Source organism: Mesorhizobium sp. CA15 (assembly GCF_020165215.1).
In the GTDB taxonomy this organism is placed as follows: Bacteria; Pseudomonadota; Alphaproteobacteria; order Rhizobiales; family Rhizobiaceae; genus Mesorhizobium.
In genome coordinates, this window is sequence record NZ_JAIUHQ010000045.1 from 1 (window position 1) to 1,242 (window position 1,242).

General features: G+C 51.9%; 1 rRNA gene. It reads left to right on the forward strand.

The features are described 5' to 3' along the window. Nucleotides 1–1,242: ribosomal RNA gene (locus LB515_RS28050) — 23S ribosomal RNA — on the forward strand; the annotation flags it as partial.

Below are 1,242 nucleotides of genomic sequence, written 5' to 3' on the forward strand. Positions count from 1 at the left end.
GAGTAAGGCGGGACACGTGAAATCCTGTCTGAAATTGGGAGGACCACCTTCCAAGCCTAAGTACTCGTGCATGACCGATAGCGAACTAGTACCGTGAGGGAAAGGTGAAAAGCACCCCGACAAGGGGAGTGAAAGAGTACCTGAAACCGATTGCCTACAAACAGTGGGAGCCCGCAAGGGTGACCACGTACCTTTTGTATAATGGGTCAGCGACTTAGTGTGACGAGCAAGCTTAAACCGGTAGGTGTAGGCGCAGCGAAAGCGAGTCTGAACAGGGCGTTCAGTTCGTCGCATTAGACCCGAAACCGAGTGATCTAGCCATGAGCAGGTTGAAGGTAAGGTAACACTTACTGGAGGACCGAACCCATAACTGTTGCAATAGTTCGGGATGACTTGTGGCTAGGGGTGAAAGGCCAATCAAACTCGGAAATAGCTGGTTCTCCGCGAAATCTATTTAGGTAGAGCGTCGACCGAATACCCCAGGGGGTAGAGCACTGGATGGGCTAGGGGTCCTCACCGGATTACCAAACCTAACCAAACTCCGAATACCTGGGAGTACTAGTCGGCAGACACACGGCGGGTGCTAACGTCCGTCGTGAAAAGGGAAACAACCCTGACCTACAGCTAAGGTCCCCAAGTTATGGCTAAGTGGGAAAGGATGTGAGGATCCCAAAACAACCAGGATGTTGGCTTAGAAGCAGCCATCATTTAAAGAAAGCGTAACAGCTCACTGGTCTAAATAAGGGTCTTTGCGCCGAAAATGTAACGGGGCTAAAGCCATACACCGAAGCTTAGGGTTCGTGAGCAATCACGAGCGGTAGCGGAGCGTTCTGTAAGCTGATGAAGCCGTACCCGTGAGGGGCGGTGGAGGTATCAGAAGTGCGAATGCTGACATGAGTAACGTAAGGGGAGTGAGAGACTCCCCCGCCGAAAGACCAAGGGTTCCTGCTTAAAGTTAATCTGAGCAGGGTTAGCCGGCCCCTAAGACGAGGCGGAAACGCGTAGTCGATGGGAACCACGTTAATATTCGTGGGCCTGGAGGTAGTGACGGATCACACAAGTTGTCCAATCTTATCGGATTGAAAGGGCAGCGGAGTGGTTCCAGGAAATAGCTCCTCCTTATAGACCGTACCCGAAACCGACACTGGTGGTCAGGTAGAGTATACCAAGGCGCTTGAGAGAACTATGCTGAAGGAACTCGGCAAATTGCACGCGTAACTTCGGAAGAAGCGTGACCCTTTT